This window comes from Okeania sp. SIO2B9 (assembly GCF_010672505.1).
GTDB classification, from domain to species: domain Bacteria; phylum Cyanobacteriota; class Cyanobacteriia; order Cyanobacteriales; family Microcoleaceae; genus Okeania; species Okeania hirsuta.
On the sequence record NZ_JAAHGK010000053.1, the window covers coordinates 1 to 12807 of the forward strand.

Consider the following 12807-nt stretch of genomic DNA (forward strand, 5'->3'; position numbering starts at 1 on the left):
TGTAATTGAAAAAGTTACCCAACCATTGCCTGGCGATCGCTATCAAACTGCTCTAGAGCTAGCAGATGCTTTAAAAGATTGCCTTTGAAGCACATCATCAATATTGGAATATCTCAATCTCACTATGTATAAGGGTTTTTGAGTTATTGGTAGAGATATAGCGCTACGTACAAGTCAGAAGCAATCCCTGACGCTCGTTTGAGTATTTATAATTGCCCTAATCTATTTGTGTAGTGCTATATTACAAAAAAACTTCTGAAAAAAAACAAATGTATTTAGATGTTTACTCAATGAACCGACTCAGAGTTAAGCTCAAAGAATTGACTGAGTTTGTTTGGTAAGTTGACAAGCTAAAGTTGTACTCAACCACATGGTACGCGCTTAAAAGTGAGCAATTATGTTCATGGGATTGAAACTCCGCGGGATCTATCCGCGTGGATTTTTAAGAGTCACAAACTTGCCATACTAAAGTCACTTCAAATGTAACCCTTAATGACATAAGTAAGGATTCCTCTAGTTTGTCCGGGGTAAACCCATTCAGGTTGCTTTTTATTCCTCACATTATAGCAAAAATATTCAAAATTTGCAATGTGCATGATTAATGGTTAAAATCATTACCCTAGTTTCCATCCAGCCGTTGATAGCGTAGCTCAGACCTAGGAAGCAACTTACTAGTTTCCCACTTACCGAAAGTTTATGATGAACTTAACTTGAGATGAGTCGTTCTGACATTAAACAACTAGCAGATTTTTTTTCTAATAAATCCTAATAAACCTGTATTCAGTTATTTAGTTATTAGTTTTAAAATTGCTTTGGTATCAATTTAGTTTCCTGATTACAGCCTTAGAAACCAAAAAGTTTTGTTTTATTTTTGTTTGATTTTGTAGTGCGATCGCCTAATTATTCTATACTTTCAGTCTTATTGCCTAGATGTTGGGGCTAATCGACTACATTCTACCAATTTCTATCGCTTAAACTCCAGAATTATTCACCCTCATCAGTCTTATTTGATTAGGAAATTAGACTAATCTTCTTCCCACACCTCTACAACCAAAATTTCACCTATTGGATCTTGCATAGAAAAATCAAAGTCTTGAAGTTGCTTTTTCCAATAAGGCCACTTATCCCCAAAAAGTAGGGCTATTTTCCAGATACTATCTGTTGGCTTGATTATATTAGATTCTACGAGGGAATTCACCTGACGCTGAAATTTTTCCATCTGGTGTATAACCTTTTGGCTCATAATACCTCTTAATTTTTTTAAATTCTTCTAGAAATTAACTCCCCGATTCTCACTTTTACCGATTCGTGGATTTTTTGTGCTTTTGGGTAAGTTACTTTCTAGATTTATAGTTTAACATACCTACTTTTGACAAGGTATTATAAGTAAAACTAAATAATTAAAAATCAATAGTGAGATTTTTTTATTAGAGTCAGTTATTACAAGTTTTTATACTTGAAAAAAAGTAAGTAATATGATATTAACTATAACTTTTATTATTAGATTTTTTTATAAAATGTAACATAAAATTATATATATATTCAGATAAATTTAGCCATATATGCTATCTCCTTATCTCCCTATCAATCACCAAACATTAAAGAAGCAGTCAGCGGTCAGTAATCAGCAATCAAGCAGATTTTTTTTGAGACACCCTCGTTTGCGGATGATTGCGGAACGGAAAGGAGATTTCAATTCCTCTGAAGGCCATTAGACTTATCGGAAGCCGGGGATTTTTACCCAGAGCTACTAAAAGCTGAAGCGTTTCAGCGCTAAAAGCTGATAGTTAGTTCAGTATTTTCAAGCATCAGGCTTCAACGATCGGCACTGAAGTCCGCAATTCCTCTGATAAGAGGCTAGCGTAGTTCTGACCTTAGAAGGCTAACTGTTAGCGTAGCTCCAAGCACAGGAGGCTAACTGAAATGACGTCATTGCATCTGTATACAATGAGACAAATTAGCTTACTTATAGCGGTTTTCACAAAGGTAGACTACAGAAAAATATAAGTATGTTTGAAGTTTGATAAGTTACAAACTTGATAGCTGTATTCTCTGTTAATGAAAACCGCTATAAATTAGACATCTCCAATAATAAAAACAGGACTTATATCATGTCCGGTAGCATCGGTCTTGTATAGCAAAGGTAAGGAAGAAGGAAGAAGGAAGAAGGAAGAGGGAAGAAGGCTACCCTCGCAAGAAAAAACCATCATTTCCTGTAGATATTCACCCTTGGGTTTACACAAACGATATAAACGGACATGATATTACGCACGCATACAAAAATATACACCATTTGTAGGGGTCAACGGCCGTTAACCCCTACTATCTGTAGTGGTTATGGGTAAGTCCGGAAAAAATAAAATCAATCATTCCACTGTTATTCATCAATTCTTTCTGCCTGCTCCCTGCTCCCTGCTACCTACTCCCTACTCCCTCTTTTGCTGGAGATGTCTATTGTCCATTCAATGCCATCATGCGATCGTAAACATGACGAGACAGTTTGGGGAATATTTCCTCATCTCTGGCATAAGCAATATCTTCTGCAAAGATCGCCAGAATATAAATAGCCTTATCATCCAAAGTTCTCACAAATGCTACATCCATACGATGTTTGCTAGTGAAACCAACTTTAGAACCGAAATAAATTTTGCTAGGTAAAGATTCTCCGAGAAAACCTTTGATTCCATTGTAGGGGTCATTTTGCCATGCTTCGGGTCTTAAATCTCTGGTTAACAAATAAGCCATTCTTGTACTATATTGCCGTGAAACTGCCTGCCTGGTATATATTTCATAGATTAGTCTTGCTGCATGATCGGTTGAAATCAAATTTCTGAGAAACTTACCATCTTTCTTCCTGAGTTGGCGATCGCGACCGACTGGACCTTCTTGACTAGGAGAATATCGAGGATAATTTTTTGTACTAACTATTAAATTTTTATAACCTGCTTTATGAAAAAAATTGTTAACGGATTTTCTTTTGTCTAACCACTTTTCTAAATCTTTCCCTTCTAATTTACTCCCCGATTTAGTATCAGTAATTGCATCTAAAATTTTACTAGCAGAATCGTTATGAGATTTCTGCATCATTGCTCTCAAGTCTTCATGAAACTTAGATTCATCTTCAATTAAACCTTTTTTTACTGCCCCATAAAATGCAGCCATCCAAAATAATTTAGATACACTAGCAGGATACCTCACTTCTTGGCTTTGATATCCAGCAAATGTATGAACATCTTGGCTTCTAACATCTATTAAACTAATAGATAAAGGTTCTGTTGGTAGCCCTTTTTCTTCAGAAATTTTAACCAATTCATCAACTATTTCCTGTAGTTGAGGATTATAACGTAGAGGGGGTTGTCTACGAACATTGTAGGCAAATCCTAAGTCTTCTGGAGTTTGTTGAGGAACTGGGCGTACATAGGGTGGTACGAGAGTAGGTGATACTGAAGTTTGAGGAGTAGGTTGAGGGGTCTGTGAAGCTGTGCGACCTCTGAAAGGTAGGGTAATAACCCAGCTCGCGGTCATTAATATGGCGACTAATATGAGGATATTTTTATATTTTAACTGGGGTAATATTAGTTTTGTATTTTTAGTTTTAACTAGCCGACGTATTTTTACTGGACGTCGCTTGGCTACCCGATATGGTGGACGGACTCGATGAAATGTTTGGGGTGGTAACTTTTCTGCGTGCATTTGAATAATAAGAAATATAAGTAGTGGACTGAGACAGCTAAAATGGTGCCTGGCGACGGATTGTTAAATACTTTTCACAGCTTAATATTTTAGCCGTAATGGCGGACTCTATAATAATGAACTATTTTAGCTGTGTCATGGCAGTAGTAATAATTTTATTGGTTTTCAGGACTTTACTATAAATAGTGCTAAATTTTCAACTATGGCTGGGAAATTAATTTCAAGGCCATTAGTTATGATGGGGAAACAAGACAGTAAATTAGATTAATTTAATACCTGTTTTCGCAGGATTATTGACCAATCTGGCATTAATTTGATACTTGAAATTCAGGATGATTAAGGATACTGAAAAATTTTAAAATTTAGATTTTTTAGCATTAGCAAATGCCGCTGTTGCTGAAGATAATTTTATGAACCGCCAATGTCAAGGTTTGTAACTTATCCCTTGGGAATTATTTACAGAAAATGACATTTCAAATCCATCTACCCATTCTTGTCCTAGATAAAATTTTCCGTTTTCTGTAAAGTATGCGTATAATCGAGTAATCTGATGATTTTTTTCCCCTAGTTATTCTAAAATTGCTGCTTCTCTTTGAAATCTGTCTTGTACGATTTGATAAATTTGAGGATTATTTACTATGGGTTTAAGTTGTTTAATCACGCATAGACGACCGGAGGGTATTTGAGTATCTTGGGCAATAAATGTTTCGCCAAATCCTCCACTTGCTAACGTTTTGATAATGCGATAACGGTTATTTAAAATCGTTTTTTCCATATACCCGTAATATTTGGGTTGTGAATAAAATATTTTTGAATTAGGGAACAGGAATAATAATTTCAGAGTTTTTATGTATTTTTAAAGATATTAAATTCAGAACTTACAGATGAGGTACGAAAAACTAGAATTTCAGATTGCTTTCCGTTCCGGAATACTCCGCAAATCCTATCAGTCGCAATGACAAAAATAGATTGTACTGCGTAAGCCCTAAAATTAAAAGAATCTGAAACTATGGCCATTCATTGATTGATACCTTCTTTGCCTAAAAAATCTTTCCTGTCTAAATTTGAGTCTATTCAATTGCACTATTTTGTATAGTAAAATTTATCAAAAATCATGCTACCCTGAGAAGGTCATCATTTCAATTATCAGTTATCAGTTATACAAATTCCCATGCATTAATGCTTAACTTAGGTAACACTTCAGTTATTAAGTAATTAAAAAGGGCGCATGGAACCTTTTTGGTAATTAGCAGCCAAGTTAATATTAATTATTATTATACTTACTTCTCCCTCACTCCTCTACTCCCCTACTCAATAAAATGGGGTGCATCTCATATTTGCAAAATACTTTTTTCCTATATATTCCCTATTCCCTATTGCCTGTTGCCTAAAAGCAATAAAATTTTGGCTTTATTCAAAATTGAGATTTACCCATAAAATGTAGAGTAGAAAGGTTTTTGAGAAATGGTATTATCAGTACCGACCGCTGAAACCAGAGCCTTGAAATGAGGTTTAAGACCTTATTTTTTGTCAAAATAACAGAGATTAGTAAACAATCAAATTAAGTAAATAAATAGTATTTATAAATATGAAATTTAAGTATAGCAAAATTTTTAATAATTGACATAAGTCCTACTACCAAAACTATTCAGAAAATGGAAAGATTTTGCCAGGTTTTTATGAGTAGTTGACAATTATATATTAAATTTGTTTTAATAAAAAAAGTATACATTTAATTATTAAGAATTCTTTATATGCCTCAAGCAAATTACTCCATAAATCTAAGATAACCTGGTTGGTCTAGATGCTGGTGTCAAATACCAAGAGACAAACTCTAGACCAACCTTTGGAGGTTATAATGGATTCCATCATGTCGAAATCTGGGTCTGTAACGCTTATCAAGCAGCATTTTATTACTAAACACACATGGGTTTCCAACCAATTGCCTATAAGGGTTTGGAAACTGGCGATCGTGAATACACTTCCCACGTTTTGCATGCAGGTCAAGTCACCCTTGTTCTTACATCTCCGTTAAACCCAGGAGAGACAAAAATCAATCAGTTTTTAACCCAATATGGCGATGCAGTTTATGATGTAGCTTTTAGTGTAGAAAATGCTCAAGCAACTTATGAATATGCAATTTCACAAGGAGCAAAGAGTGTTTCTCTGCCTAGAGCTTTCAAAGATGAGGAAGCTATCGGTTTCTGTAGATGTTATGCAGGAGTTAGATATAGTCATTGATTTCGATGAAAAAGGTTACATTCTGCAAATTTCTACTCGCCCGTTGCAAGCTCGTCCTACTTTATTTTTTGAGTTTATGCAACGCAACAATTATAATGGCTTTGGTGCAGGTAACTTTAAGTCTTTGTTTGGGGCAATTGAAGCACAACACAAATTACGTGGAACACTATTTATGATTTGATTTAGTATTAGTTAAAGGCAACAGCTCATCTGGCAATAGGGAAGGCATATGATGGAGACGGACAGTCTGAAAACACTTAAGGTGTTTTTAGTAGTCAGGAGCAATCAAATCTATTCTTTTAGTCAAATAGATCTTATAGATCTTAAAATAATTTAATAGCATAGCTTTGCTGTATTTATAACATTCTTTTTTCAAGCTGGTATTAGTTAAAGAAATATTATGTGTAAAATTTTTCAATCACTCTTAATTATTAATAAAATTCTTAATTTCACCCTTGGTATCAGAACTAATTCTAATCAGAAGAGGAAAGTTATGGCCAACAAGTAAACTCAGGTTTTTTCTCAATGCGTCAAGTTGTAGAAGCTAGCTGAGAAAATTTCTAATTTATTGAATTGATTAATACTAATATGGCCACTTTTAACCAAGGACAACAAAAATAATAGTTTTTTTTCTTAAGCACCCCAAGCATAATTAATGCTTCATCCAACCAGCAATCAGAACTCATATTCAACGTCTCTTCTCTTCTGACCCAATTTCATGTTTAATAATGTATAGCATATTGGTAGCTAATTTAGTACAGCTTAATCTTAATCCTAGTTAAGCAATTCGCTGAACATCTAAGAACTATGTACTTCATTAAGTCCAAACTGCTATGAATTTTAGATCATTTGAAAATAAAATATAGTAGCTAGCCAGGGAAATAGAAATGAATTTATGTATTGACCAAAGAAGAGGCGACTTTAACCTGAGGTTTTCTCATCTATTTTGGGCAATTGTAAAATATGCTCATGTTAAGTCAATTTAGTCAGTTGATTTAAACTGGCGTAAGTCTTTGATTATTGGCAAAATTCATTCTTATACTACCTTAATTTATGGATATTTATCCTTAATTTTTTGTGATTTAAAAATGAATTTTCTGCAAAAAAATAACAATTAATTAGTTAATTTTCATGTTAGAAGCTTGTATATTTTCAACCATATTATGTGGATTTTTCGGCATCATTTTTAAGAAAAATCTGGTGATGAAAATCATATCAATGGATATTATGAGTACGGGAGTTATTGCCTATTATGTGCTAATAGCATCCCTAGATGGTTTGTTTACACCAATTGCCGACGAAACCAAAAATGTTGCTTATTCCGACCCCGTTCCCCAGGCAGTTATCTTAACAGCAATTGTAATTGGTTTTTCAATTCAAGCTTTGATGTTGGTGGGTGTGATGAAGTTGGCAAAAGATAATCCCACTTTGGAAACTAGCGCAATCGAAGAAAATAACACACCATCATGACCAAAAAATTAGGTCTCAAGTCTCCCCTTTTCAAGGATGAAAAGCGGTCGATCTTCGGAGCTTCCCGGAGGGTGGGATGGCGAGGAGACCTCGCCATATCCATAAGACTAAGAGCAAAGTAAACTTCAGTATTTTGGTGCCTCATACTTTATACCAATTCACTCAAAAAATGTCACAAATAGTTGCTAACTGATGAAGTCAAATAATAAACTGAAATTACTGTAGAGTAGAGTTTTTAAGTTCCATTAATATCACTTCTGACTTCTGATTTTTAACTTCTGACTTTAGTGAAACGGTATTAGCGGTCGGTACTGATAACTGATAACTGATAACTGATAACTGAAATGACCAATATTACGATCGCCTGGATGGCATTACCATTTTTTCTTGGGTTTGTGATTTATTTACTACCCAAACTAGACCGCTTTCTCGCACTGGGAGTAGCATTACTTTCGCTTAACTATGCCTTAGCGATATTTTCAACCCAATCACTTTTAAATATACAGTTACTAGATAATTTTGGTGTAACTTTAACCATCGACCAACTAAGTGCCTTTTTTATCGTCACTAATGCGATAGTTACAACCGCAGTTATTATTTACACTTGGAGTAGCGAAAAAACTGCTTTTTTCTATATGCAAGTAGTGATTCTGCATGGTAGTGTCAACTCTGCCTTTATATGTGCAGATTTTATTAGTTTGTATGTAGCATTAGAGGTAATTAGTATTGCTGCCTTTCTTCTCATTACCTATCCGCGTACAGATAGATCGATTTGGGTAGGATTGCGCTATCTGTTTATCAGTAATACGGCAATGCTGTTTTATCTGGTAGGAGCAGTACTGGTATATAAGGCACATAATTCCTTTAGTTTTGCTGGTTTGCGCGGTTCGCCTCCTGAAGCAGTTGCTCTAATATTTCTAGGATTATTAGTTAAGGGGGGTATCTTTGTCTCAGGATTTTGGTTGCCTTTAACCCACTCCGAATCACAGAGTCAAGTATCAGCAATGTTATCAGGAGTTGTGGTCAAATCTGGTGTGTTTCCCTTAGTGCGTTGTGCCCTACTGTTAGAGGAGATCGATCCAATAGTGAGAATTTTTGGTGTGACGACAGCTTTGTTAGGAGTAGGTTATGCCATTGTGGAAAAAGATACCAAGCGTACCCTAGCATTTAGTACCATTTCTCAATTGGGTTTTATCATGGCGGCACCAGAAGTAGGAGGATTTTATGCCTTGACTCACGGATTGGTGAAATCAGCACTTTTTCTCATCTCAGGTATTTTACCCAGTCGTAATTTTCAGGAGTTGCGAGACAAACCGCTCAATAACTCAATGTGGATAGCTTTAGCGATCGCCAGTTTTTCAATTTCTGGTTTTCCCCTATTGTCTGGTTTTGGAGCTAAGATATTGACCTCCAAAAATTTATTACCTTGGCAGGTTGTGGCAATGAATGTTGCTACAGTAGGAACGACAATTGTATTTGCCAAATTTATCTTTCTCCCCCATCAAAAGAGCGAAGAAAAAGGAAAAGCAACATCTGGGTTTTGGTGGGCGATGGTAATTTTACTCGGCGGATTGATTGTAGCAAATGCTGTTTATTACCAAGCTTATAGCTTAAATAATATACTGAAACCCCTAATAACTATTAGTATTGGCTGGTTGGCATATATTTTGATTTTTAGGAAATTAATTCTGAAATTCCCTCGTGGAGTTGAGAAATTCGATCATTTGATTGGGGTAATGAGTCTAATGTTGATTATAATTTTCTGGATGGTACAGATATGACCAATATTACTATCCTCTGGATGGCATTACCCTTTTTTACTGGTTTCGTTATCTATCTATTACCCAAACTAGAGCGCTTTCTCGCTCTAGGGATAGCATTGGTTTCGACTAACTATGCCTTGGCGATATTTGTAAATTCGTCTCCTTTGAAGATACAGTTACTAGATAGTTTCGGTGTAACTTTAATCATCGATCAACTGAGTGGCTTTTTTATCGTTACTAATGCTCTAGTAACACTCGCAGTTATTTTTTACTGTTGGAGTAGCGAAAGAACTGCTTTTTTCTATATGCAAATAGTGATTCTGCATGGTAGCGTTAATGCTACTTTTATCTGTGCAGACTTCATGAGCGTATATGTAGCACTAGAGGTAATCGGTATTGCTGCGTTCCTCCTGGTAGCTTATCCGCGTACGGATAGAGCGATTTGGGTAGGATTGCGCTATCTGTTTGTCAGTAATACGGCAATGCTGTTTTATCTGGTGGGAGCAGTAATCGTGTATAAGGCACATCATTCCTTTTATTTTGCTGGTTTGCGTGGTTCGCCTCCCGAAGCGATCGCCCTCATATTTTTGGGATTATTGTCCAAGGGTGGTATCTTTGTCTCAGGGTTATGGTTGCCTTTAACCCACTCCGAATCACAGAGTCCTGTATCAGCAATGTTGTCAGGAGTTGTGGTCAAAGCTGGAGTCTTTCCTCTAGTACGTTGTGCGCTAATGTTAGAGGAAATCGATCCGATCGTGAGATTTTTTGGTGTTAGTACAGCACTTTTAGGTGTGGGTTATGCTGTATTTGAAAAAGATACTAAACGGATGCTGGCATTTCATACCATTTCTCAGTTAGGTTTTGTACTTGCTGCGCCAGTAGTAGCTGGTTTCTATGCTTTGACCCATGGTTTAGTTAAATCTGCTCTGTTTTTAATTGCAGGGATTTTACCAAGCCGTAATTTTAAAGAATTGCATTATAAACCCATTGATAATCAGATTTGGGTGGCTTTAGTTATCGCTAGTTTTTCGATCTCTGGTTTCCCACTATTGTCTGGTTTTGGGGCAAAAGTGTTAACCTCTAAAAATCTATTACCCTGGCAGGTTGTTGGGATGAACATTGCCGCAGTGGGAACAGCCATTTCTTTTGCGAAATTCATTTTTCTTCCTCACCAGAAAAACGAGGAAAAAATCAAAGTAAAATTTGGTTTTTGGTGGGCAATGATAGTCTTACTCGGCGGATTAATTGTGGCAAATGCTGTTTATTATGAAGCTTACACCCTCAAGAATATAATCAAACCACTGGTAAGTATAGCTATTGGTTGGCTAGCATATCTATTGATTTTTAAGAAGTTGGCGATTAAATTCCCCCGTGTGGTCGAAGAATTCGACCATCTGATTGGATTTATGAGCTTCATGTTAATTTTACTTTTCTGGATAGTATGGACGCAATCGGGTTTTTCAATATAGTATTACGACTGACAATATGGTTTTTACTAACCGCCGACTTAAGTCCGGCAAATATTATTATTGGTGTCAGTATCGCCTTTTTATTACCTCGTAGTCGTAAATCATTAGGCGCTCTAAAAGATTGGTTAGACGTGTTATGGGAAATTGTGGTCGCAATTCCCCAGGCCTATATAGAAGCAATACAAATTATGCTTCGCCCCCATAATGATGAAGTATTGGTTTGCGAAAAAGTTAAACCAAAACGAACACCAGGATTGATATTTCTGGATATATTTTTGATTACTTTTACCCCTAAAAGCATTGTTTTGAAATACCATGAACAAGGGTGGTATGAAGTACACGTAGTGCGACGGATGAAAAACAAATGAACTATATTTTGATTGCTATGATTTTAGCTTTGCTCATACCCATTTATGAAGCTTGGCAGGATAATAATATTTGGCAGAAAATACTAGCCTTTGCTAGTATTGCCACCAAAACTTCGATTATGATGTTGGTGGTATCCGTTTTGCGAGATGATTGGTCAATTGGAGTAGTTGCAGTTATTATTCTGAGTGTGGGTAATGCGGGATTAATGCTACTGGCAAATTTAATCAAAAGGTTAAACGAAATATGATTTACATTTTAATTGACATTTTAAGCTATAGCTTGATAGTTATTGGAATTATTTTGTGGTTTTGGGGAACACTCCCCCTACTCGGACATAGATCGGTTTTATTTAAACTCCATAGTCTTTCGGTAGCTGATACCCTTGGATCGATGAGTATTGTTGTCGGTTTACTACTGAAAATTCCTTTTGAATGGCCGTTATTGCTCCTAGCACTGATTACTTTGGCAATTTGGAATACGGTTTTGGGGTATGTTTTAGCATATTGCTCTAGTAGTGGAGAAAAAAATGATTGATAGTTATATTTATGTGATCATTGCCCTGCTACCCTTAGCAGCTTTTATACTGTTATTTCAAGTTAATCCTTATGATGCTTTGATTATCCGAGCTATTTTAGGAGCAGTAGCAGCTTTGGTATATGCAGTTTTAGGAGCTGCGGATGTAGCTTTAACTGAAGCTTTAGTAGGTACAATGTTAGCTATTACTCTTTATGTTGTGGCAGTTCGTTCCTCTTTAGTCATGCGTCTGGGAATAGTTAAAGGGGTAGAGGTAGAAGCAGACAGTGATTTTACCAAATTAATATCTAAGATCAGACAAACCATTAATAAATATCATTTGCGTCTTGAATTAGTTGAATATCCCAACAAACAAGCTTTAGAATGGGCATTGATAGGTAAAGAGGTTCACGCTATCTGTAGTAAATCAGAAACATCAAAACCAGGCAGCGAACCCACTTATCAAACTAGCATTAGAGTGCATCGTCTTTTTGAGATTATGGAAACCGAACTAACTTCAGCAAAAACAATTGTGACATACATTACTGTACCAAACTTGGAGGGCAAACATTAATGAAATGGATTTATATTATAGCTGGAATAGCATTGTTAGTCAAAGTGCTAATTATGCCCAACCCACAAGCAGAATGGGAGGAAATTTCTATTGTGAGAGCGATCGTAGATGATAGTGGAGTACCAAATGCAGTTTCTGGCATCATTTTTAGAAATCGACTCTACGACACAATTTTTGAAGTGGTGGTATTTACGATCGCTATTTTGGGCGTGAATTTTCTCCTCGCAAATGAAAAACCCACCGAAAAAGTTTATCAATTTAGCGATCAACCTTCAATTGTGCTAGCGCGTTTGGGAGCTACTATTACGGCGTTGGTGAGTATTGAGCTAGCAATTAGGGGACATCTAAGTCCAGGTGGTGGGTTTGCGGCAGGGGTTGCTGGAGGAACTGCTATTGGTTTGATTGCCATTACTTCATCATCTGAGAAGATGGAGAAAATCTATAAAACATGGAATGCTGCTACTTGGGAAAAGGTTTCGGTTTTAATATTCATTGTATTGGCAGCTATAACTCTGATGGGATTGGAATTACCTAAAGGAGAGTTAGGTACTCTTGTTAGTGGGGGAATTTTGCCGATACTTAATATTTTAGTGGCAATAAAAGTGGCATTGGGTTCCTGGGCAGTTATTTTACTGTTTATTCGTTATCGAGGGTTGTTGTGAGAGTAGGGAGATGGGGAGATGGGGAGATGGGGAGATGGCGGGATTGGATATTG

General features: G+C 36.2%; 12 protein-coding genes and 1 pseudogene. 10 read left to right on the top strand and 3 right to left on the bottom strand.

Features of this window, described 5'->3' with window-relative positions; translation table 11 throughout:
• Positions 1-1024: 1024 nt before the first annotated feature.
• From F6K13_RS03710 to F6K13_RS03720, 3 genes and pseudogenes are all read right to left on the bottom strand, one after another.
• A complete protein-coding gene (locus F6K13_RS03710) occupies positions 1025-1243 on the bottom strand; it encodes a DUF4327 family protein (RefSeq protein WP_124144506.1) in 219 nt (72 codons plus the stop codon).
• A 1208-nt stretch (positions 1244-2451) separates the two neighbouring features.
• The gene (locus F6K13_RS03715) at positions 2452-3693 is read right to left on the bottom strand and encodes a serine hydrolase (RefSeq protein ID WP_124143296.1); all 1242 of its coding nucleotides are present in this window, start codon (positions 3691-3693) and stop codon (positions 2452-2454) included.
• Between the two features lie 478 nt (positions 3694-4171).
• A pseudogene (locus F6K13_RS03720) lies at positions 4172-4468 on the bottom strand (serine/threonine protein kinase); the annotation flags it as partial.
• Positions 4469-5619: 1151 nt separating this feature from the next.
• Here F6K13_RS03720 and F6K13_RS03725 point away from each other — a divergent pair.
• The 10 genes from F6K13_RS03725 (at position 5620) to F6K13_RS03770 (ending at position 12754) form a co-directional block, all read left to right on the top strand.
• Complete coding sequence (locus tag F6K13_RS03725; protein WP_124143295.1) at positions 5620-5934, top strand: VOC family protein; 315 nt, start codon at positions 5620-5622, stop codon at positions 5932-5934.
• A complete protein-coding gene (locus F6K13_RS03730; protein ID WP_161564332.1) occupies positions 5909-6115 on the top strand; it encodes a hypothetical protein in 207 nt (68 codons plus the stop codon). Before F6K13_RS03725 ends, F6K13_RS03730 begins: the two co-directional genes overlap by 26 nt.
• 950 nt (positions 6116-7065) lie before the next feature.
• Positions 7066-7404: a cation:proton antiporter subunit C gene (locus F6K13_RS03735; RefSeq protein WP_124143293.1), complete on the top strand. Its 339-nt coding sequence runs from the start codon at positions 7066-7068 to the stop codon at positions 7402-7404.
• Positions 7405-7748: 344 nt separating this feature from the next.
• Positions 7749-9185, top strand: a complete 1437-nt coding sequence (locus tag F6K13_RS03740; protein WP_124143292.1) for a cation:proton antiporter — start codon at positions 7749-7751, stop codon at positions 9183-9185.
• Positions 9182-10636, top strand: a complete 1455-nt coding sequence (locus F6K13_RS03745; RefSeq protein WP_287286843.1) for a cation:proton antiporter — start codon at positions 9182-9184, stop codon at positions 10634-10636. The genes F6K13_RS03740 and F6K13_RS03745 overlap by 4 nt, the downstream gene beginning before the upstream one ends.
• The gene (locus F6K13_RS03750; protein ID WP_124143290.1) at positions 10609-11004 is read left to right on the top strand and encodes a Na+/H+ antiporter subunit E; all 396 of its coding nucleotides are present in this window, start codon (positions 10609-10611) and stop codon (positions 11002-11004) included. The genes F6K13_RS03745 and F6K13_RS03750 overlap by 28 nt, the downstream gene beginning before the upstream one ends.
• The gene (locus F6K13_RS03755) at positions 11001-11252 is read left to right on the top strand and encodes a hypothetical protein (RefSeq protein ID WP_124143289.1); all 252 of its coding nucleotides are present in this window, start codon (positions 11001-11003) and stop codon (positions 11250-11252) included. Before F6K13_RS03750 ends, F6K13_RS03755 begins: the two co-directional genes overlap by 4 nt.
• The gene (locus F6K13_RS03760) at positions 11249-11539 is read left to right on the top strand and encodes a monovalent cation/H(+) antiporter subunit G (protein WP_287286845.1); all 291 of its coding nucleotides are present in this window, start codon (positions 11249-11251) and stop codon (positions 11537-11539) included. Before F6K13_RS03755 ends, F6K13_RS03760 begins: the two co-directional genes overlap by 4 nt.
• On the top strand, positions 11532-12092 hold the full coding sequence (locus F6K13_RS03765) for a DUF4040 domain-containing protein (RefSeq protein WP_124143287.1): 561 nt from the start codon (positions 11532-11534) through the stop codon (positions 12090-12092). Before F6K13_RS03760 ends, F6K13_RS03765 begins: the two co-directional genes overlap by 8 nt.
• Entirely contained in the window at positions 12092-12754 is a 663-nt protein-coding gene (locus F6K13_RS03770; protein ID WP_124143286.1) for a Na(+)/H(+) antiporter subunit B, read from the top strand. Before F6K13_RS03765 ends, F6K13_RS03770 begins: the two co-directional genes overlap by 1 nt.
• Positions 12755-12807 lie beyond the last annotated feature (53 nt).

Bases quoted from the DNA above. Each gene is read 5' to 3' on its own strand.
- F6K13_RS03710 (WP_124144506.1), bottom strand. From the start codon at position 1,243: ATGAGCCAAAAGGTTATACACCAGATGGAAAAATTTCAGCGTCAGGTG.
- F6K13_RS03715 (WP_124143296.1), bottom strand. From the start codon at position 3,693: ATGCACGCAGAAAAGTTACCACCCCAAACATTTCATCGAGTCCGTCCA.
- F6K13_RS03725 (WP_124143295.1), top strand. From the start codon at position 5,620: ATGGGTTTCCAACCAATTGCCTATAAGGGTTTGGAAACTGGCGATCGT.
- F6K13_RS03730 (WP_161564332.1), top strand. From the start codon at position 5,909: ATGCAGGAGTTAGATATAGTCATTGATTTCGATGAAAAAGGTTACATT.
- F6K13_RS03735 (WP_124143293.1), top strand. From the start codon at position 7,066: ATGTTAGAAGCTTGTATATTTTCAACCATATTATGTGGATTTTTCGGC.
- F6K13_RS03740 (WP_124143292.1), top strand. From the start codon at position 7,749: ATGACCAATATTACGATCGCCTGGATGGCATTACCATTTTTTCTTGGG.
- F6K13_RS03745 (WP_287286843.1), top strand. From the start codon at position 9,182: ATGACCAATATTACTATCCTCTGGATGGCATTACCCTTTTTTACTGGT.
- F6K13_RS03750 (WP_124143290.1), top strand. From the start codon at position 10,609: ATGGACGCAATCGGGTTTTTCAATATAGTATTACGACTGACAATATGG.
- F6K13_RS03755 (WP_124143289.1), top strand. From the start codon at position 11,001: ATGAACTATATTTTGATTGCTATGATTTTAGCTTTGCTCATACCCATT.
- F6K13_RS03760 (WP_287286845.1), top strand. From the start codon at position 11,249: ATGATTTACATTTTAATTGACATTTTAAGCTATAGCTTGATAGTTATT.
- F6K13_RS03765 (WP_124143287.1), top strand. From the start codon at position 11,532: ATGATTGATAGTTATATTTATGTGATCATTGCCCTGCTACCCTTAGCA.
- F6K13_RS03770 (WP_124143286.1), top strand. From the start codon at position 12,092: ATGAAATGGATTTATATTATAGCTGGAATAGCATTGTTAGTCAAAGTG.